Source organism: Azospirillum halopraeferens DSM 3675, assembly GCF_000429625.1.
In the GTDB taxonomy this organism is placed as follows: domain Bacteria; phylum Pseudomonadota; class Alphaproteobacteria; order Azospirillales; family Azospirillaceae; genus Azospirillum; species Azospirillum halopraeferens.
In genome coordinates this window covers 42303-65174 of record NZ_AUCF01000006.1, presented here as the reverse complement: position 1 = coordinate 65174, position 22872 = coordinate 42303, and the positions used below count along the sequence as shown (strand labels likewise).

Here is a 22872-nt window from a genome sequence, read left to right as displayed (position 1 = left end):
CTCTCCGGAGACCCCGTGGTGGCCGACCTCAGTCCTTCCGCCCGCCGCGTTCAGGACATCCTTGATGGTGTCGGGCTCGGCCACACGGTGATTGAGCACGCCCGGAGCACCCGCACCTCGCAGGAGGCGGCGGACGCGGTGGGCTGCACGGTGGGCCAGATCGCCAAGTCCCTGATCTTCCGCGCCCGGACCTCCGGTGCGCCCGTTCTCGTCATCGCCAGCGGCGCCAATCGGGTGGACGAGAAGGCGGTGGCCGCCCTGATCGGCGAGACGATTGAACGGGCCGATCCGGAGTTCGTGCGCACCAGGACCGGCTTCGCCATCGGCGGCGTGCCACCGCTCGGCCATACCGAACCGCCACTGGTCCTGATCGACGAGGATCTGCTGGCGCTCGACACCATCTGGGCCGCCGCCGGCACGCCCAACGCGGTGTTCCGCCTGACCCCGGATCAGCTCGTCAGCATGACCGGCGGCCGGCCGGCCGCGGTGAAGAAGGCATGATGGCGCAGCCCTTGTGAGGAGGGTGCCGGTCCGGGCGCTCCGGTCCGTTGCGCGCATTGTCGCAATTCGAAACAAATCGACGTTAGACAAGGTTTGTGTGCGTCCCTTTCATGGAATCGCCCAAGTGGACAACCGCACGTGACGGCATCGCCGCACGGGTGGCGCCGTGTTCCGTCCGGGATGGGCATTCTGCACGCCATGGGGGCACCACCCCCGCCGATGAGGGACGCACCATGCAGTTCCGGACCCCGACTCTCACCGCCGCCGCCGGATTGGTTGCGGCGTTCGTATTGACCGGCGGGGCATTCCCCGCGTCGGCTGCCACCGGCCCCGCTCCCGTGAACCCGCCGCCGGCCTGCGCGACGGCGACCGACACCACGGTCAACGTCGGCGGCACGACGGTGTGTGGCCTCAGCACGACGGTCGGCACCACCGTCATCAACAGTTATCAGGGTATTCCCTACGCGACCGCCGGCCGCTGGCAGGCGCCGACGGTGGCGGCGGTGCCGGCCAATTACAGGGCGACCCAGCCCATGTGGCTGTGCCCGTAGGCCGACTCCCCCAACACGCCGACCTCCTACCAGAGTGAAAACTGCCTCTACCTGAACATTTCCGCGCCGGCCGCCACCATCAACAGGTCCGGGGCCCTGCCGGTGATGGTGTTCATCCATGGCGGCGCCTTCATCCTGGGGGGCGGCTCGCTCCCCGTTTACGACGGGGCGGCTCTGGCCGCCAGGGACGTGGTCGTCGTCACGCTGAACTACCGGCTCGGCGCGTTCGGCTTCCTGTACGAGGACGCCTTCGGCGTCACCGGCAACTTCGGCCTGCTCGACCAGCAGGCGGCCCTGCAATGGGTGCAGGCCAACATCGCCGCCTTCGGCGGCGATCCCGGCCGGGTGACGGTGTTCGGCGAGAGCGCCGGTGCCATGTCCGTGGGCTTCCATCTCTTCTCCATGCCGTCCAGCGACGGCCTGTTCCGTGCGGCCATCATGGAGAGCAACCCGATGGGCGTGGTGTACCGCGACACCGCGCGCGCCCGGACGGACGGGGCCAACTTCTTCGACCGCTTCTGCGACGCCAAGATTCCACGGTGCTGGCTGGCCGATCCAAAGGGGGCGAAGGACTGGCTGCAGAAGAAGAACCTGACCACGGCCCAGATCATGGCCGCCCAGGACAGCTTCGACGGCGGCGGCAACGCCCTGAAACGCATCATCTCCGGTGGCTTCGTCGAGGCGCTGCCGTGGACGCCGGTCATCGACAACGCCGTCGTCCGGGGGCAGCCGTCGGCCGGCTATGCCGGCGCCATGACGCCGAAGCCGTTCATGTTCGGCGTGAACCTGAACGAGGGGCAGACCTTCGCCGGCCTCGCCTACTTCAGCGCCGCCAAGGATCTGACGTCCACCACCTACGGCCTGCTCCTCGACAGCATGTTCGGCACGTCGACCGCATCGACCATCACCGGCTTCACGCCGCCCATCGCCACCGACGAGCCCTACAGCGCCTCATGGCAGGCCGACCACAACACGAAGGCGATCCCGTCCTATTACAACGGCAACGGCGCCGCCGTGGCGCTGGGCAGCCTGATCAACGACATGGCCTTCCGGTGCGCCAACCTGTTCACCGCCAACACGGCCTACGGCCGCCAGGGACAATCGGCCGACACCCCGATCTTCGGCTATCTCTTCACACCCACGCCGATCGTGGATCTCTACCGACTGGCCGGCGGCGACCCGCTGCCGACCTGCGCCCCGGCCGCGCAGACGGCTACCGGCGACATCCCGAATGTCTGTCACGGCAATGAGTTGCCGTACGTCTTTAACACCTTGACGAAGGTCGGCGTGACATCGCCGTCGGCGGCGGATGCGGCGCTGGCCGACGCCATGGGGATCGCCTGGGCCGCCTTCGCGACCAACCCCGCAACCGCCCCGGCCGCAGGCTGGAGCCCCTACACGGCGGACTGGTCGGCAGCCGGTGCCACCCTCCACCAGTGGACCACCACGCCGCCGACCCCCACGCTCGGCACCGGCCCGGTTCCGGTCCACAGCCTGGACACGCTGTCCAACTGCAGCCTGCTGTGGCAGCACGTCACCCCGAAGAACTGAAGACCCCGCAATGCAACGGGGCGCGCGAATGATCCCCGCGCGCCCCGTCGGCGATCCGCTCCCGTGCGGGAGGGTTACTGCCCGTTGCCCGGCAGCGTCTTGCGCTTCAGGTTGTGATGCGCCTCGACATAGCGCACGGTGCCCGACTTGGAGCGCATGATCACCGAATGGGTGATGGCACCGCCGGGGAAGCGGCGGACGCCGCGCAGCATGGCGCCGTCGGTGACGCCCGTTGCCGCGAACATGACGTTGCCCCTGGCCAGTTCGTGCAGCGAGTACTTCTTGTTCAGGTCCTTGATGCCCCAGCGGGCGGCGCGGGCCTTTTCCTCGTCGTTGCGGAACAGCAGGCGGCCCTGGAACTGGCCGCCGATGCAGCGCAGCGCCGCCGCCGCCAGCACGCCTTCCGGTGCGCCGCCGGATCCCACGTACATGTCCACCGCGGCACCGATCTGACTGGTGGCGATGACGCCGGAGACGTCACCGTCGGAGATCAGCATGATGCGCGCGCCGGCCTCGCGCACGCGGGCGATCAGCTCGGCGTGGCGCGGTCGGTCGAGGATGCAGACCAGCAGCTCCTCCACCTCGGTGCCCTTCGCCAGGGCCAGGTTCTTCAGGTTCTCGGCCGGCGTGGCATCCAGGTCGACCACGCCTTCCGGCAGACCGCCGCCGACGGCGATCTTGTCCATGTAGACGTCGGGGGCATTGAGGAAGCCGCCTTCCTCGGCCATGGCCACCACGGCCAGGGCGTTGGGGCCGCCCTTGGCGGTGATGGTGGTGCCCTCCAGCGGGTCGAGGGCGATGTCCACCTTCGGGCCGGAGCCGGCGCCGACCTTCTCGCCGATGTACAGCATCGGCGCCTCGTCGCGCTCGCCCTCGCCGATCACGACGGTGCCGTCGATGGTCAGCGTGTTGAGCGCCTGGCGCATGGCGTCGACGGCGGCCTGGTCGGCCAGCTTCTCATCGCCGCGCCCCATCAGCAGGGAGGCGGACAGGGCCGCCGCCTCGGTGACGCGCACCGCCTCGAGCGCCAGGTTGCGATCCATACCGGACAGATCGACATGCACTTCCATCTTGATCTTCCCCCCGATGCACTCGGTGTTCGTGTTGCCGGAATTCCAGGACGTCGTCGGACGCTCAGAACGGCTCGATGCGGATCATGCGCGGCGGCTCCAGCACCGCCGGCTGGGCGGCGATGGCGGCCAGCGCGCGCTGCATGGCGGCTTCCACCGTCTCGTGCGTGGTCAGCACCACCGGCACCGCCTCGCCGGGCGTGGTGGCCCGGCCGCGCTGCAGGAAGCTTTCCATCGACACCTCGTGGTCGCGCATCGCCGCGGCGATGTCGGCGATCACGCCGGGCCGGTCGGCCACGGACAGGCGGACGTAATAGGCACCGCGCCGCGCCTCCATGGGCGACGGCTCCGGCCGCGCCAGGTGCGCCGCCGGGGTGCCGAAGGTGGGAGCACTGCAGCCGCGGGCGATGTCGATGAGATCGGCGACCACTGCCGACGCCGTCGGACCGGCACCGGCGCCGCGGCCCACCAGCCACACGCGGTCGGCAAAGTCGGTCTGCGCCACAACGGCGTTGAACACCCCGTCCACCGCCGCGATGGGCGCCTCGCGCGGCACCATGCAGGGGTGCACGCGCTGCTCCACGCCGCGCTCGGTCAGGCGGGCGATGCCCAGCAGCTTGATGCGGTAGCCCAGTTCCTCGGCGAACGCCAGGTCGGTGGCGGCGATGTGGCGGATGCCCTCCACATGCACGCTGCGGAAATCGACGGCGCAGCCAAAGGCGACGGAGGTGAGGATGGCCAGCTTGTGGGCGGCGTCGATGCCGTCGATGTCGAAGCTCGGGTCCGCCTCGGCGTAGCCGAGCTGCTGCGCCTCCGCCAGCACGTCCGCGAACTCGCGGCCGGTGGTGCGCATCTCCGTCAGGATGTAGTTGCAGGTGCCGTTGAGGATGCCGTGCACCTCGCTGGCGCGGTTGGCCGCCAGCCCGTCGCGCAGGCCCTTGATGATGGGAATGCCGCCGGCCACCGCCGCCTCGAAGGCGAGCGTGAGGCCACGCTCTTCGGCGGCCAGCGCCAGGGCGGTGCCGTGGTGGGCGATCAGCGCTTTGTTGGCGGTGACCACGTGGCGGCCGCGAGCGATGGCGGTCTCCACCGCGGCCCTGGCCGGACCGTCAGAACCGCCGATCAGTTCGACCACCACGTCGGCGTCGGCCTCGGCGGCCATCGCGACGGGATCGCCGAACCACTGCACGGCCGACAGGTCGACACCGCGATCCCGGGAGCGGTCGCGGGCGCTGACCGCGGTCACGGTGATGCGGCGCCCGCAACGCTGCTCGATCAGGTCGGCCTGCCGGGACAGCAGGGCCAGGGTGCCGGCTCCGACCGTGCCGAGGCCGGCAACGGCGATCTTCAGAGGCTCCTTCACGACGCTTTCGCCTTCATCGGTTCCAACAGGGCGGCCCGCGCCTCCGGATCCCGGCTCGCCGCGGCGCCGGCCGCGTTGGAGCGGAAGAAATCCTTGATGTTGCGGCAGGCCTGGCGGATGCGGTGGACGTTCTCCACCAGTCCGAGACGCACGTGCCCGTCACCGTACTCGCCGAAGCCGATGCCGGGGGCGCAGGCCACGTTGGCCTCCTGCAACAGCAGCTTGGAGAATTCCAGGGAGCCCATGTGCGCGAACTCCGGCGGGATGGGCGCCCAGGCGAACATGGAGGCCGGCGGGCTCGGCACCTTCCAGCCGGCGGCGGCCAGCCCCTCGATCAGCACGTCGCGGCGCTGCTTGTAGACCTGACGGATCTGGTCGACGCAGTCCTGCGGGCCGTTCAGCGCGGCCGCGGCCGCCACCTGGATGGGCGTGAACGCCCCGTAGTCCAGGTACGACTTGATGCGCGCCAGCGAGTGGATCAGCCGCCGGTTGCCGGTGGCGAAGCCGATGCGCCAGCCGGCCATGGAATAGGTCTTCGACATCGAGGTGAACTCGACGGCGATCTCCTTCGCCTCGGGGATCTCCAGGATCGACGGCGGCGGCGGGCCGTCGAAATAGATCTCCGCGTAGGCGAGGTCGGACAGGATGTAGACGCCGTGGCGCAGGCAGAACTCGACGATCGGGCGGTAGAAGTCGAGACCGACCACCTGCGCCGTCGGGTTGGACGGGTAGTTCAGCACCAGCGCCAGCGGCTTGGGCACGGAATGGCGCACCGCGCGCTCCAGCCCGTCCATGAACTGGCCGACGTCCGGCGTCCCGCCGTCGGCCCCGACCGCCAGATGGCGGATGGACGCACCGGCCAGGATAAAGCCGAAGGGATGGATCGGATAGCTGGGGTTCGGCACCAGGATGGTGTCGCCGGGGCTGGTGATCGCGTTGGCGAGGTTGGCGAGCCCTTCCTTGGAGCCGATGGTGACGATGCACTCGGTCTCCGGGTCGATGTCGACGTTGAAGCGCCGCTTGTAATAGGCGGCGTGGGCCCGCCGCAGTCCGGGAATGCCGCGGGAATTGGAATAACGGTGCGTCTTCGGGTTGCGGACCGTCTCCACCAGCTTGTCGACGATGTGCTGGGGGGTCGGCTGGTCCGGATTGCCCATGCCGAGGTCGATGATGTCCTCGCCAGCCGCGCGGGCTCGCGCCTTCATGGCGTTCACTTCGGCGAAGACGTAGGGCGGCAGACGCTTGATGCGGTGGAACTCGGACTGATCGCTCATGAACGCTCCGAAGCCTGACCGGCCGCGACGAGGTGTGCAAAGGCCAGCGAACCGGGACCCTTTACTTACCGCCCCCTCCCGGAAGAAGCGAGGCAAATTTCGCACGCCTGCACGCCCGGATTTGCATTCGTTCGCCCTGTGCGCCGCCGCCTCGAAGGGGTTAACAACGACGGCGGACCGCTCTACAGTGGCGCCCCGTCCACCGACCCCGGCGCGCCCGACGATGCTCTCCGTGACCGACCTCGACCTGTTCTACGGCGACGCCCGGGCGCTCGACGGGGTGTCGCTCGCCGTGGAGGAGGGCTCCACCACCGCCATCGTCGGCGCCAACGGTGCGGGCAAGACCTCGCTGATCCGTGCCATCGCCGGCATCCTCCGGCCCGCCGCCGGCTCCATCCGCTTCCGGGGGCGCGAGATTGCCGGCCTGCCCAGCCATGTGGTGTGCGATCTCGGCATCGGGCAGGTGGCCGAGGGACGGCAGATCTTCCCGTCGCTGAGCGTGCGCGAGAATCTGGAGATGGGGGCGGTCATCCCCCGCGCCCGGGCCGACGCCGGGCGCAGCCTGGCGCGCGTGCTGTCCCTGTTCCCGCGCCTGGAGGAGCGGCTGGGCCAGGCCGCCGGCACCCTGTCGGGAGGCGAGCAGCAGATGCTGGCCATCGGCCGCTGCCTGATGGGCCGGCCCGAGCTGATCATGTTCGACGAACCGTCGCTGGGCCTCGCCCCGGCGCTGGTGCAGGAGCTGTTCCGGACCATCCGGACGCTCGCCGCGGAGGGGATGACCATCATCCTGGTGGAGCAGAACGTCGCCGCCTCGCTGAAGCTGGCCGGCCGTGCCTATGTGCTGGAGAACGGCCGCATCGTGCTGTCGGGCACCGGCGCCGCCCTGCTGGACGACCCGGCCGTCAAGCAGGCGTATCTGGGGCTGTAGCGCCGCCGCCCAGGGCGACGCCGAGGCGCCGCGCCTCCAGCATGAAGGCGCGGGTCATCTGGACGATGTCGGTGCGCCAGTAGAGCTGTTCCAGGGGGTCGTCCAGGAAGTCCGGGGGAAGGGAGGCGTAGCAGTAGGTCTCCACCACCCGGCGGTCGCGCCGCCAGGGGTCCAGACCGTCGCGCCAGCCGATCATCCAGCCCGCGTGACCGGCCCCGATGGCCCAGCGTTCGAAATGGGAGGCCAGGGTCTGCCCGTCGACCGGCCCGGCGGCGGGCACCTGGTACAGGGCGACGAAGCGGCGGACGTTGAGCTGCAGGCTCATGACCAGCGCCTCGTCGAAGGCGCGCACCCGGTAGATGCAGTCCGACGTGCCGGGGACGTGGCTGAAGGTGACGTCGGCCCGGCACAGGTCGGCGATGCCGGCCGCGGCCGGGGCGTCGGCCAGGGGCGGTGAGTCGATGTCGACGGCGCGCAGGGCCGCCACCATCTCCTCGGTGAGGAAGGCGCTGATGCGCCGTTGCGCCTCCTCGATGCTCATGCGGGTCATGGGTCACCTCCGGCCCCGATAACGGGGACAGGGGCGGAAGGTTCAATCGCCGGCGCCGGCGTGCGCGACGGTGCCGGCGTTTGGCCCGGTCCGGGTGCGCGGCCGGCGGCCGACGGTGAAGCTGTGCAGCAGCATGCCCGCGACCATGGCGGGAAGGAAGACCGCCGCCACCGCCGGGACGACCCCCGCGTTGACCAGCGCCGGGCCGGGGCACAGGCCGACCAGTCCCCAGCCCAGGCCGAACAGGACGGCACCCCCGACCAGCGGCGCGTCGATGCCACCGGCCGCCGGCTCCCGGATGGGGTCGCCGTCGAGCAGGGTTCCCCGGCCGGCCGCGGTGCGCCGGCGCGCCACCCGCACGGCAACGGCCGTCACCGCCAGAGCACCGCCCATGACGAAGGCGAGGCTGGGGTCCCACGCGCCGAAGACGTCGAGGAAACCCAGAACCTTGGCCGGGTCGACCATGCGCGCCACGATCAGGCCGACGCCGAAGACCAGGCCGGACACGAAGGCGGTGAGGACGGCGGGCATGGACTCACGCTCCCAACAGGTGGCGGACGACGAAGACAGTGGCGGCGGCGGTGGCCATGAAGGTGACCGTGGCGACCAGCGAGCGGCGCGACAGCCGCGCCAACCCGCACACCCCGTGACCGCTGGTGCAACCGGACCCCAGGCGGGATCCGAAGCCCACCAGCAGCCCGCCCGCCACCAGCAGAACCGGTGATGCCTCCACCGCCACCGCGGGCAGCGTGCCACCGGCCGCGGCATAGGCCAGCGGCGCGGCGACCAGCCCGGCGAGGAAGGCGATCCGCCACGCCGTGTCGCCGCGCCCGGCGGTGAAGGTGCTGCCGAGGATGCCGCTGATGCCGGCGACGCGCCCGTTGACCAGCAGCAGCAGCGCCGCGGACAGACCGATCAGCAACCCGCCCGCCAGCGCGGACCAGGGGGTGAAGCTTTCCATAAGCATCCATCGCCATTGCGATTTATCAATGGTGTCTAAATTAGGGTATGCCCATGGATTTGCAACGGGGGTGCTCGCATATGCGAAGCGCGTGGTCAGGGCATGCCGCTGACCGCGTCGCCGCCGGGCAAGGCGGTGGAGCCGTCCAGCGGCACGGCCAGGACGTCGCAGGGCAGGTCGCGCAGGGCCTGCTCGGCAAAGCTGCCCAGCAGCAGACGCTCCACCGCGCCCTTGGCGTGGGTGCGCGTGCCGACCACCGCCAGGTCGGCGCCGAAGGTGGCGGCCGTATCGAGCAGCCGCGGCACCGGCGCGCTCCATTCCACGACCGGCAGATATTCGCCCGCCCGCAAACCGGCTTCGCCGGCGATGGCGTCGATGAGTTGGCGGCAGCGTTCCTCCACCGCGTGGCGGTGTCGCTCCACCTCGGCGCTGCCCACCTCGGCCAGCTTAAGCTGGAGCGTGACCGTATCGTCGATGACGTGCAGCAGGTACAGGGTCTGCCCCCGCGCCATGCGGTGGGCCAGGCGCACCGCTTCGGCCGCCTCCGCCGTCAGGTCGACGGCGGTCAGCGTGCAGACGTAGTCGGCGGGATCGGCGCTCTTCGCCACCAGGACGGGCCGCGCGGTGCTGCGCACCACCCGCTCCACCGTGGTGCCGGTGAACACGTCCTTGATCAGGTTGCGGCGGTGCGCGCCCAGCACGATCAGCGACGCATCCTCGGCATCGGCGGTGTCGACGATGGCCCGGAAATCCAGGCCGCCGACCGCCCGCACCGCCACCGCCACCCCGTCGGCCCCCGGAAGGCCGGCGACGAATCCGTCGAGGAACTCCTGCGCCCGGGCGCGTTCCGCTTCGAACAGCCGGGCGGGAAGCTCGTCGTCCACCACGTGCAGCACGGTCAGCGACGCGCCGAAGCGCCGGGCGAGCAGCATGGCCCTGGCGACGGCCGTTTCGCTGCGGCGGGACAGGTCGGTGGCGGCGACGATGTGCTTCATCCCTTCGAACTCCCCTTCATCATGTCCGGGATGTCCGGCGGCACCGGAGCCGGGTCATCTTCGTTCATTTGATGGCGGGCGCGCACCACCGATTCGAAACGGGCGCGCAGGGTCGGGTGGATGCGCAGGAAGCGGCGGAAGTCGGCGGCGCGCAGGATCAGCAGCCGGCAATAGCTGAGCGCGGTGACGTCGGCGTTGCGCCGGCGTCCACTGAGCAGCGCCATCTCGCCGAAGAAGTCGCCGCTGCCGAGGCGGACCTTGCGATCCGGCAAAACGACTTCCACCGCCCCGGAGGAGATGAAGTACACGCTGTCGCCGGGATCCCCGCGGCGGATGATCCGCTCGCCGGGCACGGCGAAGCGGCCGGCGAACAGCCGACCGATCAGCGTCAGGCTCTCCTCGTCCAACTCGCGGAACATCTCGAACCGCCGCATCAGGTCGCGGGTGTCCAGGCCGAGGTCGAGCTGCGGCCGCTCCTTCAGCGCCTCCTGCACCGCGTCCACGTCGTGCAGCAAGCTGCTGTACAGCTCCTGGCCGATCAGCCGCTCGTCGAACAGGGCGCGATACTCCATCCGCTCCCGCCGCAGCGCCGTCTGCTGGAGGAACCGCCGCTCCAGGGCCTCGGCGTAGTCCGGGTACTGGAGGCGCAGGGCGTCCAGCGCCTTGTTGGTGGCGTCGATGCGGCTGCCGACGATGTCTTTCAGCAGATCGGCGATGCGGCGGCCGAGAAGGGGCACCAGCTTGCGTTCGGCGAAGGTTTCGAGCTGGCGCAACACCAGCGCCGACACCAGCAGCATCTCGAACCGGTCCGCCAGTTGCCCCATCAGGGGCCGGTCCCAGCGCAGGCGGCGGTGCAACTGGTGGGCGAAGCGGAAGGTGGGGCGGAAGTCGATCAGGGCGCGGGCGGCACGCTGGTACTCCAGCCGGCCACCCTGCCGCGCCCCTTCGGCCAGGCGGCCGATGCGCACCAGCAGCAGTTCCGCGATGCGGGGCGACACCGTGCGCTGGCGCTGGTGGTCCAGCACCAGCTCGGCCTCGCGGGTGGCCAGCGCCACCAGCCCGATGTTCACCCGGTCGCGGTCGGCGATGGCCGGCTCCTCCTCGGAGCGGGCCATCACCTCGGCGATGCGGGCCTCGTAGGTGCGGGTGGCGGCCCGCTGCACGGTGGGCGCGATCTCGTGCTCCCGCGCCGTGTCCTTCACCGCGTCCATCACGTTGCCCAGCGACAGGGCCAGCACCTGCCGGCGCAGGGCCAGATCGACGGCCGACAGCCGGTCGAGGCCCAGCAGCCGGATCAGAGGCCGCAGGGTCAGGCCTTTGACGAACAGGGTGAACAGCACGTAGCCGGTGGCGAGCACCGCCACGAACGCCTTGATGTCCTCGGGCAGGACGACGTTCTCGGTGACCGACAGGGCGAGCGCCAGGGTGACGGCGCCGCGCAGGCCGCCCCACAGGATGACCACCTTGTAAGGCGTGCTGACCGCCTGCGACAGGCCGACCGTGGTGAGCAAAGGCAGCAGGCCGAACAGCACCGCCGCCCGCGCCGCCAGCGTCGCCGCCACCAGCACCAGCAGCAGGCCCAGGTCGAACAGGGTGATGTCCACCATCAGCCGGGGCACCAGGATCGCCGCCAGGACGAACACCAGCGATCCCGCCCAGAAGGCGATCTGCTCCCACATCTCCTGAAGGAAGTTCCAGGTGTCCGGGGCGATGCGCCGCCGTCCCAGGGCGCTCATCACCAGCCCGGCGGTCACTGCCGCCACCACGCCGGAGACGCCCAGGTACTGGTCGCTGAGGATGTAGGCGACGTAGGGCAGGGCCACCGTCAGCGTCACCTGAGCGGTGCGCAGGTCGCGCATCAGGGGCATCGCCGCCAGGACCAGGCGGGCCGCCGCGACGCCCACCGCCGCCCCTCCCGCGAAGGCGTAGAGGAAGAACCAGACGGCGGCCCCGATGTCCGGCTCGGCCCCGGACACCAGCAGGTTCAGCAGGATGCCGAAGATGGCGATGGCCGCGGCGTCGTTGAGCAGGCTTTCCCCCTCCACCAGCCGCGACAGGCGGCCGGGTGCGCCGAGGTCGCGGAAGATGGCGACCACGGCGCTGGGATCGGTGGTGGCGACGATGGCCCCCAGCATCAGGCAGACCACCACCGGCATGCCCGACACCGGCGCCAGCGCCGCCCCCACCACGACGGTCGCCACCACCACGGCGACCACCGCCATCAGCAGGATCGGTGCCGTGTCCTCGATCATGCGGTTCACGTCGAGGGTGAACGCGGCCTGGAACAGCAGCACCGGCAGGAAGATGTAGATGAACACCGCCGAACTCAGCGGCAGGTGCAGGATCATCTCCGCCGCGTAGTTGAAGGCGTCGGTGAGCGAGGTGTAGAGCAGGAACGTCGACAGCGCCCCGATCGCCACCCCCACCATCGCCAGCACGACGTTGTGCGGCAGCTTGGCGCGGACGGCCACGGGCTGTACCAGCCCGACCACGGTCAGCAGGGCGGCGATGGCCAGGAGGATGGCGGGAAGCGTCATCGCGGGGATCATTCCGAGGGGTGCCGTCCTGCCGGAAGGGTTGCGGGAATCGGGAAGCCGGCGGGCCGGCCGGCGGCGCGCCGGTTGCGCCAGTCGCCCAGGAACAGCAGGATCGGTGCCGCGATGAACACCGACGAGCTTGCCGCCACCAGGATACCGAAGACCATGGGAACGGCAAAGCTCTCCACCGCCCCGCCGCCCCACACCGCCATGGGCAGCATGGCGAGGAACGCGGTGACCGAGGTGTAGAGGCTGCGCCCCAGCGTCTGGTTGATGCTGAGGTCGATCAGCTCCCGGAACGGCATGGCCTTGTAGAGCCGCATGTTCTCCCGCATGCGATCATAGACCACCACCTTGTCGTTGACGCTGTAGCCGATCAGCGTCAGCAGCGCGGCGATGGCCGTCAGGTTGAAATCGATGCCGGTCAGGGCGAAGAAGCCGACGGTCTTCGTCACGTCCAGCACCAGGGTGGCGATGGCCCCGACGGCGAAGGGCCATTCGAAGCGCCACCAGATGTAGGCGAGCATGGCCAGGCTGGCCAGCACCACCGCCAGCACGCCGGACTCTGCCAGCTCCGCGCTGACCTTGGGTCCGACCACCTCGGTCCGCACGACGGAGGCGGCGGGGTTCGCCTCGGCGATGGCGTCGCGCATGCGCTCCACGGCGCGGGTCTGTGCCGCCTCGCCGCCGGGCTGGCGTTCCATGCGCACCAGCACGCCGCGGCCACCGTCGACCGCCTGGAGAGCCGCCTCGCCGAGGCCGAGCGCGCCCAGCCGCTCGCGCAGGGCGCCGATGTCCGCATGGCCGGGGGTCGCGACCTCCATCTGGATGCCACCCCTGAAGTCGACGCCGTAGTTCGGACCGGGGTGGAGGAACAGCGCCACCGACGCCGCCGACAGCAGCAGCGACAGGCCGATCCCGAGGAACCGCGCGCGCATGAACCGGATGGCCGTGCCGTCGGGGAACAGGCGGACCAGCGGCTCGATGCGCAGGGTCTTCAGGCGCCGGCGGCGGACGATCTCCGTCATAATGATGCGCACCACCGACACGGCGGTGAACATGGAAATGGCGATTCCCAACGCCATGGTGACCGCGAAGCCGCGCACCGGCCCGGTGCCGAACTGGAACAGCAGGGCGGTGGCGATCAGCGCCGTAAGGTTGGAATCGACGATGGTCGCGTAAGCCCGGTCGAACCCGGCGCCCAGCGCCGACAGCGCGCCGCGGCCCTTGCGCGTCTCCTCGCGGATGCGCTCGTTGATCAGCACGTTGGCGTCGACCGCCAGGCCGATGCCCAGGATGATGCCGGCGATGCCCGGCAAGGTGAGCGTGGCCCCCAGCAGCCCCAGCGCCCCGAAGGTGAGGGCCACGTTGAGCCCGAGCGCCAGATTGGCGACCATCCCCCACCAGCCGTACAGCAGCACCATGAAGCCGAAGACCAGGGCGAAGCCGACGAGGCCGGTGGTGACGCCCATGGCGATGGCGTCGCCGCCCAGGTCGGGGCCGACCGTGCGTTCCTCGATCACGGTCAGCGGGGCCGGCAGGGCGCCGGCGCGCAGCAGCGCCGACAGCACCGCCGTGTCGGCGACCGTGAAGGCGCCGCTGATGCGGCCGGAGCCGCCGGTGATCGGCTCGCGGATCACCGGGGCGCTCAGCACCTTGCCGTCCAGCACGATGGCGAAGGGTCGGCCGACATTTTCCCGGGTGATATCGGCGAAGCGCCGGCTGCCGGGTCCGTCGAAGCGGAAGGTGACGATGGGCTCGTGGGTCTGCGGGTCGAACGCGGCGCGCGCGTCCACCAGATGGTCGCCGTCCAGCGCCACCCGCCGCTCCACCGGGTAGGTGGCGCGGCCGTCGCGGTCGGGCAGCACGACGACCCCTGGACCGGAGGGCGAGCGGGCGAGGAGGTGGAAGCCCATCTTCGCCGTGCTGCCCAGCAGTTCGCGCAGGTGCGAGGGATCCTGCACGCCCGGCAACTGCACCAGGATGCGGTCGGATCCGACGCGCTGGATGGTGGGCTCGGCGACGCCGACCTGGTCGATGCGCCGGCGGACGATCTCCAGGCTTTGCGCGACCGCGGCGTCGACACGCTCGCGCACCCCCGCCTCGGTCAGGGTGAGGACGAGGCGTCCGGGTGCGGGACGCGCCGCTTCGATCTCCCGCGGCGGCAGCAGCGGACGGATGGCGGACAGGGCGGCCGCCCCGTCGGCGCCGGGGCCGAGGTCGATGACGACGGTGTTGCCCTCGGTCCCGGCCGAGCGGACGGCGATGCCGGCCTCCCGCAGGGCGGCGCGGGCGTCGGTGGCCAGCGTCCCGACCCGTTCGGCCACCAGGGCGGCGGCGTCCACCTCCAGCACGAGGTGGGAGCCACCCTTCAGGTCGAGGCCGAGGGTGACGGGATGGGCCGGCAGCCAGGAGGGCAGGGCGGCAAGCTGCCGGGGAGACAGCAGGTTGGGCAGGGCGGCGAGAATGCCGACCAGGAGGATGACGGCATAGGTCACAAGCCGCCAGCGTGGCGTGCGCATGGGATGCTCCGCGCGGGCGCCCGTCCGCCGGCCCGGCCGCGTTGCGGCGGATCCGGCGGGACGGAGCGCGCATCAGGGGAGGCGCCGGATCGGCGCCGTGTCGGCCGGCCCGCGGGGATGCCCGCGGGCGCTGATCACGCCGCCGGGGGTGCCCGCGCGTCGAAGCCTCTGCGCAGCGCGGCGGCGCGGCTCCCCGGGTCCGCCGGCGGCGCGGCGGCGCGGCGGAGGCCGCCCGGCAGGGCGGGAACGACCGCGGCGTGCGCCACCGGCGTATCCGCCCCGGCATCGCTGTCGCGACGGGGACCGGTATCCCGCTCGCCCGCCCAGACCGGGCGGAGCGCGTCACCGGCGGCGATCCATGCCTGGCCGGCCGTCCGGGTCCGTTCGGACCCGAGATCCCGCCCGTCGCCGGCGTGCGGACCGCCATGGCCCGCCGGTCCCCCGTGCAGCACCATAAGCGATGCGACGACCCACAACAGGACGCCGAACCGTCGCATCAGCGAACCGGCTGGTGGGATCGGGGGGTGTTGCAAAGGGGGGAGGGTCCTGCCGGCGGTTTGCGGAAGGCCCAACCATCCCGCCTGCGGCCGGCGGTGTCAAGGCGGCCCTGCCCATTTGTCCCACCACCCTTGCTTGACCCCCGCGCGTCGGCTGGGCCAAGCTTGGTACCCCTTCCGGCGCCCGAGCCCGCATCATGCTGACCCTCCGCCATCTCGCCATCGACACGTTGCGCGAGAACGTCGCCTACCTCAGCCGGCGCTGCACCCTATACCGGGTGGAGGACTTCCTCGGCCTCGGCCGGGTGGAGGTGCGCGGGCAGGGGCGGTCGGTCCTGGCGGTGCTGAACCTGGTGGAGGACCCCGCCATCCTGGGACCGGACGAGGTGGGGCTGTCCATGGCGGCGTCGCGCCATCTCGGCCTGCCCGACGGTGCGGCGGTGGAGGTGGAGCATCCGACTCCGCCGGCCAGCTTCGACCTGGTGCGGGCCAAGGCCGCCGGGGCGACCCTGACGCCGGAAGAACTGGCGGCGGTCATCCGCGACGTCGCCGGGCAGCGCTATTCCAAGATCGAGATCGCCGCCTTCCTCATCGCCTGCGCCGCCTTCATGACCACGGAGGAGGTGCTGGGCCTGACCCGGGCCATGGTCGACGTCGGCAGCCGCCTCACCTGGGACCGCGCCCCCATCGTCGACAAGCACTGCATCGGCGGCATTCCCGGCAACCGCACCTCGATGATCGTGGTGCCCATCGTCGCCGCCCACGGGCTGCCCATCCCCAAGACCTCGTCGCGCGCCATCACCTCGCCGGCCGGCACCGCCGACACCATGGAGGTGCTGGCCAACGTCGACGTGTCCGTCGAGCGCATGCAGTCCCTGGTGCGCGAGGTCAAGGGCTGCCTGGTGTGGGGCGGCCACGTCAACCTGTCGCCGGCCGACGACGTCCTGATCTCGGTGGAGCGGCCCCTGTCGGTGGACACCCGCGAACAGCTCGTCGCGTCCATCCTGTCGAAGAAGCTGGCAGCGGGTTCCACCCATCTGGTGGTCGACATCCCCGTGGGGCCGACCGCCAAGGTGCGGTCGGTCAACGAGGCGGTGCGGCTGCGCAAGCTGTTCGAGTATGTGGGCGACCAGCTCGGCCTGGCGCTGGACGTGGCGATCACCGACGGCTCTCAGCCCGTCGGGCACGGCATCGGCCCGGTGCTGGAGGCGCGCGATGTGATGGCGGTGCTGCGCGGCGCGGCGGGTGCGCCGGCAGACCTGCGGGAACGGGCGCTGCTCCTGGCCGGCCGCATCCTCGAGTTCGACCCGGCGGTGCGCGGCGGCGCCGGCCGCGAGCGCGCGGCGGAGCTGCTGGCGAGCGGTGCCGCGCTGGCCACCATGGAGCGGATCATCGAGGGGCAGGGGCCGCCGCCGGGGCGGCCGGTCCTCGGCACCCTGGTGCACGAGGTGACGGCGCCCGGGGACGGGGTGGTCAGCGCCATCGACTGCTACCGCATCGCCCGGGTGGCGCGGCTGGCGGGCGCGCCGCTGGACAAGGGCGCCGGCATCGACCTGCTGCGCAAGGTCGGGGAGCCCGTGCGCAAGGGAGAGCCCGTGTACCGCATCCACGCCAACACGGGCGCCGATTTCGCCTTCGCCCGCGCCTATGCCGAGGAGGACGGCGGCGTGCGCGTCAACGGAAAGGAGGCCGTGGCATGACCCGCTACACCGGCGTCTACGCATTCCCGGAAACCGGGGCCGCCGCCCGCCGCCTGGCGGCGGCGCTGGGCCTGCCCTGCCACATGGCGGAGTTGCACCGCTTCCCCGACGGCGAGAGCCTCGTACGCCTGCCCGAGCCGGTGGAGCGGGCCGTCCTCTACCGCTCCCTCGACCGGCCCAACGACAAGCTGGTGGAGCTGATGCTGGCCGCCTCGGTGCTGCGCCGGCAAGGGGCGGCGGAGCTGTGCCTGGTCGCCCCCTACATGGCCTACATGCGCCAGGACGCGGTGTTCCGCCCCGGCGAGCCGGTCAGCCAGGCGGTGGTGGGGGCATGGCTGGCGCAGCAGTTCGACCGCGTCGTCTGCGTGGAGCCGCATCTGCACCGCACCGGCCAGCTTGCCGAAGTGTTCCCCGGCCGCACCGCCGATGCCCTGTCGGCCGCCCCGGTGGTGGCCGCCGGCCTGCGGGCGGCCGGCCTGCCCGCCGATACGGTGATCCTCGGCCCCGATGAGGAGTCGGCTCCGCTGATCGCCGGGGTGGCCGGGGCGCTGGGCCTTGCCCGGGCGGTGGGGCGCAAGGAGCGCCGCGGCGACCGCGACGTCACGGTGGCCCTGCCCGCCGATGCCCCGGCGCTCGCCGGCCGGCCGGTGGTGATCGTCGACGACGTCATCAGTTCCGGCGAAACGATCCTGTCCTGCGCCGCCGCGGCGCGCGGCGCCGGAGCCGCGGCGGTGCGCGCGGTCGGCGTGCACGCCCTGTTCGGGCCCGAAGCGGCGGAGCGCTTCGCCGCGGCGGGCATTCCCGTGCTGTCCTGCGACGGCGTCCCCCATCCCACCAACGCGCTGGGCCTTGCCCCGCTGCTTGCGGAGATCCTGCGGCGATGACCCTGTCCCTGACCTTCCACGGCGCCGCCGGCACGGTGACCGGCTCCTGCTTCCGTCTCGACACGCCGGCCGGGGCGCTGCTGGTGGACTGCGGCCTGTTCCAGGGCACCAAGTCCGTGCGGGAGCTGAACTACCGCGCCTTTCCCTTCGATCCGGCGGACATCCGGGCGGTGCTGCTGACGCACGCCCACATCGACCATTCCGGGCTGGTGCCCAAGCTGGCGCGCCAGGGCTTCCGCGGGCGGGTGTACGCCACCCCCGGCACGGCCGACCTGCTGACGTACATGCTGCCCGACAGCGGCTACATCCAGGAGACCGAGGTCGACCGGCTGAATCGCCGCAACCGCCAGCGCGGCCGCCCGGCGGTGCAGCCCATCTACACCCGCGACGATGCCGAACGCTCGCTCAAGCGCCTGGAGCAGGCCCCGTACGACCGCTGGATCCGGGTGCTGCCCGGCGTGCGCGCCCGCTTCTGGCAGGCCGGCCACATCCTGGGCTCCGCCTCCGTGGAGGTGGAGGTCGAGGCGGCGGACGGCGATGCGCCGGTGCGGGTGCTGTTCTCCGGCGACATCGGCCCCGGCGGCAAGGACTTCCACGCGGACGCGGCGGGGCCGGAACGGCCGGACTGGCTGGTCCTGGAGACCACCTACGGCGACCGCGCCCGCACCGAGGTCGAGCCCGAGGCGCGCCGCGCCCTGCTGGCGGGCGAGGTGAAGGCCGCCCTGAAGCGCGGCGGCAACCTGCTGATCCCCTCCTTCGCCGTGGAGCGCACGCAGGAGCTGCTCTACGATTTCGGCCTGCTGTTCGACACCGGTGCCCTGCCGCCGGTGGACATCTTCCTGGACTCGCCCCTCGCCGATGCGGTCACCGACGTCTTCGAGCGGCACCTGGCGGGGCTGGAGGGCGATCCGTTCCGCCGCCCCAACCTGCACCGCGTCCGCTCCGCGGCGGAGAGCCAGAAGCTGAACGCCCTGGCCGGCGGCGCCATCATCATGGCGGCCAGCGGCATGTGCGACGCCGGGCGCATCCGCCACCATCTGAAGGCCAACCTGTGGCGGCCGGAGGCCACGGTCCTCCTGGTCGGCTACCAGGCGCCGGGCACGCTGGGGCGCATGCTCCGGCAGGGCGTGCCGCGGGTGCGCATCCACGGCGAAGAAATCGAGGTGCGCGCCGCCGTGCGCACCCTGGACGTCTACTCCGGCCACGCCGACCGCGACGGCCTTCTGGAATGGGTGGAGGCCCGCCACGGCGCGGCGCGCGGCGTGTTCCTGGTGCACGGCGAGCCCGGGGCGCGTGAGGCCATCCGCCAGGCCCTGCTGGCCGGCGGCCGGGACGGGGCGCTGATCCATACCCCGGACCTGGACGAGACGGTGGACCTGTCCGGGGCGCGGGCACGCACTGTGCCGGCGGTGCGGCCGGCCGCACCCCGCGTCGCCCCCGCGGCGGTGGCCGCGGACTGGCACAACACCTACGCCGAAACCCTGCTGGCGCTGGGCGAGGCGCTGCGGTCCGCACCCGACGACGCGGCGCGGACGCGCCTGTTGGCGCAGGTGCGCGACGCCATGTCACGGCCGGGTGGCACTGCCGGCTGAGATATGTGTAAGATTTGTTGGCGCGCAGGATAACTGCGCCTCCGCACGGCGGCGTGCCGGGAGTGCGCGGGAAAGGGCAGGGGACACCCGATGGCGACAGCGAAACCGCCGGATCCGCGGGAAGCGGACATCGTCAAGCAGATGGCGCGCAAGCTGGTGGGTGACATCGTCGAGTTGCGGCGCCTGCGCGACGCCGGGCCGCCGGCAACCTTTCCGCGCTTCCGGGAAATCCGCAACAAGCATCACGAGATCCAGGGACTGATCGTGTCGATCGCCGACCGCCTGCCCCTGGCCGGCGACCTCGTCCCCGCGAACTTCGCGCAATGGCTGGTGCGCCAGAAGCTGAACGAGCTGGCCCTGTTCACCGACGTCAGCCACGGCTTCATCAGCGATCCGCCGCTGGCGCTCACCCAGTCGCTCGGTGCCTTCGACGTGCTGCAATCGGAACGCCAGGCCTTCACCGAGGTGCTCGGCTATTTCGACCAGATGCTCATGGAAGCGGGCATCGACGACAAGACCGCCGACGAGCTGGACGCCACCCGCACCAAGATCGAGGAGATTCTGGGCATGGTGGAAACCCTGCTGGAACACAGCCCGAAGGTGCTGCAGGAGTTCGATTGACGGACCCGTCGCGATGGGATAAGAGAACGCACCATGAAGTCGATGTTCGCCACCACGACCACCACCACCAAAACGACTCGCTGCGGCGGGCCGTCGGCTGGTGTCGTGCGCTGATCGAAGGCACGCTTCACCCACCACGAGGGCCCCGCCGGTTTCGGACGGGGCCCTTGTCGTATCGGGGCTCCGGTCCGCCGCCCGGTCCGGGCACGCCACCAAGGACGGAGTAGTTCCAGCATGTCTGCCGCCAGTTCCCCCGCCCCCCGCAAGGTCGCCATCGTCGGTGCCACCGGCGCCGTCGGGCGCGAGATGATCGACGTCCTGCACAAGCGCAACTTCCCGGTGGGCGAGCTGCGCCTGCTGGCGTCCGGCCGCAGCGCCGGCAAGGTGTTCGACACCCCCTACGGGGCGATCACCCTGCAGGAGTTCTCGGTCGACAAGGTGGCGGACTGCGACGTCGTGCTGCTCGCCGTGTCCGGCGATTTCGCCAAGGAACACGCCCCGGCTATCGCCGCCGCCGGGCCGCTGGTGATCGACAACTCCTCCGCCTTCCGCTACGACCCGGAGATCCCGCTGATCGTGCCGGAGATCAACGCCCACGCCTTTGCCGGCGGCGGCCGCCTGATCGCCAACCCCAACTGCACCACCGCCATCGCCGTGGTCGCCCTGGGGCCGCTGCACAAGGCGTTCGGCCTGAAGCGTGTCATCGTCTCCACCTACCAGGCCACCAGCGGCGCCGGTGCCGAGGGCATGGCCGAGCTGGAGGAGCAGACCCGCAACCAGCTCGACGGCAAGCCGGTCACCAACGCCGTCTTCCGCCACCCCATCCCCTTCAACCTGATCCCCCAGATCGACGCCTTCCAGGAGAACGGCTACACCAAGGAAGAGATGAAGGTTACCTGGGAGACCCGGAAGATCCTCGGCCTGCCGGACCTGCCGGTGAGCTGCACCGCCGTGCGCATCCCCACCTACCGCGCCCATTCCGAGGCCATCACCGTCGAGACGATCGAGCCGGTGACCCCCGATGCGGCGCGGCGCGTGCTGGCCGATGCGCCCGGCGTCAAGGTTGCCGACGTGCCGGCGGACGGCGTGTACCCCATGCCGCTGACCGCCACCGGCCAGTTCGACGTGGAGGTCGGCCGCATCCGCACCAACCTGGTGTTCGGCGACCATGGCCTTGACCTGTTCGTCTGCGGCGACCAGCTCCTCAAGGGCGCCGCCCTCAACGCCGTGCAAATCGCCGAACTGTCGCTCTGAGGCCGCCCGTGAACCGCATCGCCGCCTTCGCCCCCGCCGCCGTCCCGACGACGGCCACGACGACCCGCTCCGGCGGGCCGCCGGGCGACGGTGCGCGCATGCGGTAAGCGCGTCCCATCGATCCAAAGGCCCCGCCGGACCCACCGGACGGGGCCTTTGCCATTCCAGGGCCTCCGTCCGCCGGTCATGCCGCGCCACCCCATCCACGGAGACCCGAAATGGACCACAACGACCACCGCGCCATCGCCAACCGCCTCGACCTCTTCCACCAGCAGGAGGAAGGACCGGGCGTCGTCTTCTGGCACCCGCGCGGCGCCATCCTCTACCGCCTGATCGAAGCGGACATCCGCCGGCGCATGCGCCGCGCCGGCTTTGCCGAGGTGATCACCCCCCAGCTCCTCTCCCGCTCCCTGTGGGAACGCAGCGGGCACTGGGACAAGTTCGGCGATGCGATGTTCGCCTTCACCGACGGGGAGCGGAGCCTGGCGCTGAAGCCGATGAGCTGCCCCGGCCACATCCAGATCTTCAACAAGCGGGTGCGGTCCTTCCGCGACCTGCCGGTGCGCTATTGCGAGTTCGGCGTTTGTCACCGCTACGAACCGTCGGGCGCGCTCCAGGGCCTGATGCGCACCCGCGCCTTCACCCAGGACGACGCCCACATCTTCTGCGCCGAGGAGCAGGTCGAGGAGGAGGTCGCGCGGTTCTGCCGGCTGCTGAACGCCACCTATGCCGACTACGGCTTCGACGACGTGCGCGTCGGCTTCTCCACCCGGCCCGCGGTGCGCGCCGGTTCCGACGCGCTGTGGGACCGGGCCGAGGCGATGCTCGCGGCGGCTGCGCAGGCTGCCGGGCTGGACGTGCGCGTGCAGCCGGGGGAGGGGGCGTTCTACGGGCCGAAGCTGGAGTTCGTGCTGCGCGACCGCCAGGGCCGCGACTGGCAGTGCGGCACCATCCAGCTCGACATGGTCCTGCCGGAGCGGCTGGATGTCGCCTACACCGATGCGGCCAACCGGCGGGTGCGGCCGGTGATGATCCACCACGCCGTGCTCGGCAGTCTGGAACGCTTCATCGGCATGCTGCTGGAGCATCACAACGGTCGCCTGCCGCTGTGGCTGGCGCCCGACCAGGTCGTCGTCGCGTCGGTCGGCGAGGCTCAGGCGGACTACGCCCGCACCGTCGTCGCGGCGCTCGACGATGCAGGGCTCCGGGCTGTCCTCGACGACCGGCCGGAACGGCTGTCGCGCAAGGCAGCCGAGGCCCGCGAGGCCGGCATCCCCGTCCTGCTGGCGGTCGGAGCGCGGGAGGCGGCGGCCGGGACCGTGGCCCTGCGGCGGTTGCCCTCGGACGGCGCCATGGTGATGCCCGTCGCCGAGGCGGTCGAACGGTTGCGACCGGAAGCGGTCCGCTGAACGGGGGCCGTCCGGCCGTCGCGTTGTGCTGGAATCGCGGCCGCCGCATTGCTATGTAGGGGGCGGCATGGCGCGCGCGGTGGCCGGACGGTCGCCGCGCGTGTTCTGTTGA

19 protein-coding genes and 1 pseudogene are annotated in these 22872 nt (G+C 71.3%); 10 read left to right on the top strand and 10 right to left on the bottom strand.

The features are described 5' to 3' along the window. Nucleotides 1-18: 18 nt before the first annotated feature. The 3 genes and pseudogenes from G472_RS0108135 to G472_RS31970 all read left to right on the top strand — a co-directional run. Nucleotides 19-501, top strand: a complete 483-nt coding sequence (locus tag G472_RS0108135; protein ID WP_029007981.1) for a YbaK/EbsC family protein — start codon at nt 19-21, stop codon at nt 499-501. Nucleotides 502-734: 233 nt separating this feature from the next. Next, nucleotides 735-1052 carry a hypothetical protein gene (locus G472_RS36895; protein ID WP_051340575.1) on the top strand — a complete coding sequence of 106 codons (318 nt, stop codon included), beginning with the start codon at nt 735-737 and terminating at the stop codon, nt 1050-1052. Nucleotides 1053-1085: 33 nt separating this feature from the next. Further along, nucleotides 1086-2603: pseudogene (locus G472_RS31970) on the top strand (carboxylesterase family protein); the annotation flags it as partial. Between the two features lie 74 nt (nt 2604-2677). Here the strand turns inward: G472_RS31970 and glpX are convergent. The 3 genes from glpX to G472_RS0108115 all read right to left on the bottom strand — a co-directional run bounded on the left by glpX (nt 2678) and on the right by G472_RS0108115 (nt 6310). After that, entirely contained in the window at nt 2678-3646 is a 969-nt protein-coding gene (glpX, locus tag G472_RS0108125; protein WP_035691708.1) for a class II fructose-bisphosphatase, read from the bottom strand. 91 nt (nt 3647-3737) lie between these two features. After that, complete coding sequence (locus G472_RS0108120) at nt 3738-5036, bottom strand: homoserine dehydrogenase (protein ID WP_029007979.1); 1299 nt, start codon at nt 5034-5036, stop codon at nt 3738-3740. After that, a complete protein-coding gene (locus tag G472_RS0108115) occupies nt 5033-6310 on the bottom strand; it encodes an LL-diaminopimelate aminotransferase (RefSeq protein WP_029007978.1) in 1278 nt (425 codons plus the stop codon). The genes G472_RS0108120 and G472_RS0108115 overlap by 4 nt, the downstream gene beginning before the upstream one ends. Nucleotides 6311-6533: 223 nt before the next feature. Between G472_RS0108115 and G472_RS0108110 the strand changes: the two genes are divergently transcribed. Beyond that, on the top strand, nt 6534-7238 hold the full coding sequence (locus G472_RS0108110; protein WP_029007977.1) for an ABC transporter ATP-binding protein: 705 nt from the start codon (nt 6534-6536) through the stop codon (nt 7236-7238). Here the strand turns inward: G472_RS0108110 and G472_RS0108105 are convergent. The 7 genes from G472_RS0108105 to G472_RS0108075 form a co-directional block, all read right to left on the bottom strand. Beyond that, entirely contained in the window at nt 7213-7788 is a 576-nt protein-coding gene (locus G472_RS0108105; protein WP_029007976.1) for a hypothetical protein, read from the bottom strand. The two genes, G472_RS0108110 and G472_RS0108105, sit on opposite strands and share 26 nt — an antisense overlap. A gap of 42 nt (nt 7789-7830) precedes the next feature. After that, nucleotides 7831-8319 carry a DUF6691 family protein gene (locus G472_RS31965; RefSeq protein WP_035691617.1) on the bottom strand — a complete coding sequence of 163 codons (489 nt, stop codon included), beginning with the start codon at nt 8317-8319 and terminating at the stop codon, nt 7831-7833. Between the two features lie 4 nt (nt 8320-8323). Further along, nucleotides 8324-8779 carry a YeeE/YedE family protein gene (locus G472_RS0108095; protein WP_281173329.1) on the bottom strand — a complete coding sequence of 152 codons (456 nt, stop codon included), beginning with the start codon at nt 8777-8779 and terminating at the stop codon, nt 8324-8326. A 65-nt stretch (nt 8780-8844) separates the two neighbouring features. Beyond that, nucleotides 8845-9744, bottom strand: coding sequence for a universal stress protein (locus tag G472_RS0108090; RefSeq protein WP_029007974.1), 900 nt, complete (start codon nt 9742-9744; stop codon nt 8845-8847). Then, nucleotides 9741-12281, bottom strand: a complete 2541-nt coding sequence (locus G472_RS31960; protein ID WP_084536523.1) for a cation:proton antiporter — start codon at nt 12279-12281, stop codon at nt 9741-9743. Before G472_RS31960 ends, G472_RS0108090 begins: the two co-directional genes overlap by 4 nt. 8 nt (nt 12282-12289) lie before the next feature. Continuing rightward, nucleotides 12290-14803 carry a protein translocase subunit SecD gene (gene secD, locus G472_RS31955; RefSeq protein WP_035691616.1) on the bottom strand — a complete coding sequence of 838 codons (2514 nt, stop codon included), beginning with the start codon at nt 14801-14803 and terminating at the stop codon, nt 12290-12292. A gap of 134 nt (nt 14804-14937) precedes the next feature. Further along, a complete protein-coding gene (locus tag G472_RS0108075; protein WP_156927040.1) occupies nt 14938-15300 on the bottom strand; it encodes a hypothetical protein in 363 nt (120 codons plus the stop codon). Nucleotides 15301-15497: 197 nt separating this feature from the next. Between G472_RS0108075 and G472_RS0108070 the strand changes: the two genes are divergently transcribed. The 6 genes from G472_RS0108070 to thrS all read left to right on the top strand — a co-directional run bounded on the left by G472_RS0108070 (nt 15498) and on the right by thrS (nt 22760). Then, the gene (locus G472_RS0108070) at nt 15498-17000 is read left to right on the top strand and encodes a thymidine phosphorylase family protein (protein WP_029007972.1); all 1503 of its coding nucleotides are present in this window, start codon (nt 15498-15500) and stop codon (nt 16998-17000) included. Next, the gene (locus tag G472_RS0108065) at nt 16997-17884 is read left to right on the top strand and encodes a ribose-phosphate diphosphokinase (protein WP_029007971.1); all 888 of its coding nucleotides are present in this window, start codon (nt 16997-16999) and stop codon (nt 17882-17884) included. The genes G472_RS0108070 and G472_RS0108065 overlap by 4 nt, the downstream gene beginning before the upstream one ends. After that, entirely contained in the window at nt 17881-19476 is a 1596-nt protein-coding gene (locus G472_RS0108060; protein WP_029007970.1) for an MBL fold metallo-hydrolase, read from the top strand. The genes G472_RS0108065 and G472_RS0108060 overlap by 4 nt, the downstream gene beginning before the upstream one ends. Nucleotides 19477-19566: 90 nt before the next feature. Then, the gene (locus G472_RS0108055; protein WP_051340573.1) at nt 19567-20097 is read left to right on the top strand and encodes a hypothetical protein; all 531 of its coding nucleotides are present in this window, start codon (nt 19567-19569) and stop codon (nt 20095-20097) included. A gap of 234 nt (nt 20098-20331) precedes the next feature. Then, entirely contained in the window at nt 20332-21351 is a 1020-nt protein-coding gene (locus tag G472_RS0108050; protein WP_029007968.1) for an aspartate-semialdehyde dehydrogenase, read from the top strand. Nucleotides 21352-21569: 218 nt separating this feature from the next. Continuing rightward, nucleotides 21570-22760, top strand: a complete 1191-nt coding sequence (gene thrS / locus G472_RS31950; RefSeq protein WP_051340572.1) for a threonine--tRNA ligase — start codon at nt 21570-21572, stop codon at nt 22758-22760. The last annotated feature ends 112 nt before the right edge of the window (nt 22761-22872 follow it).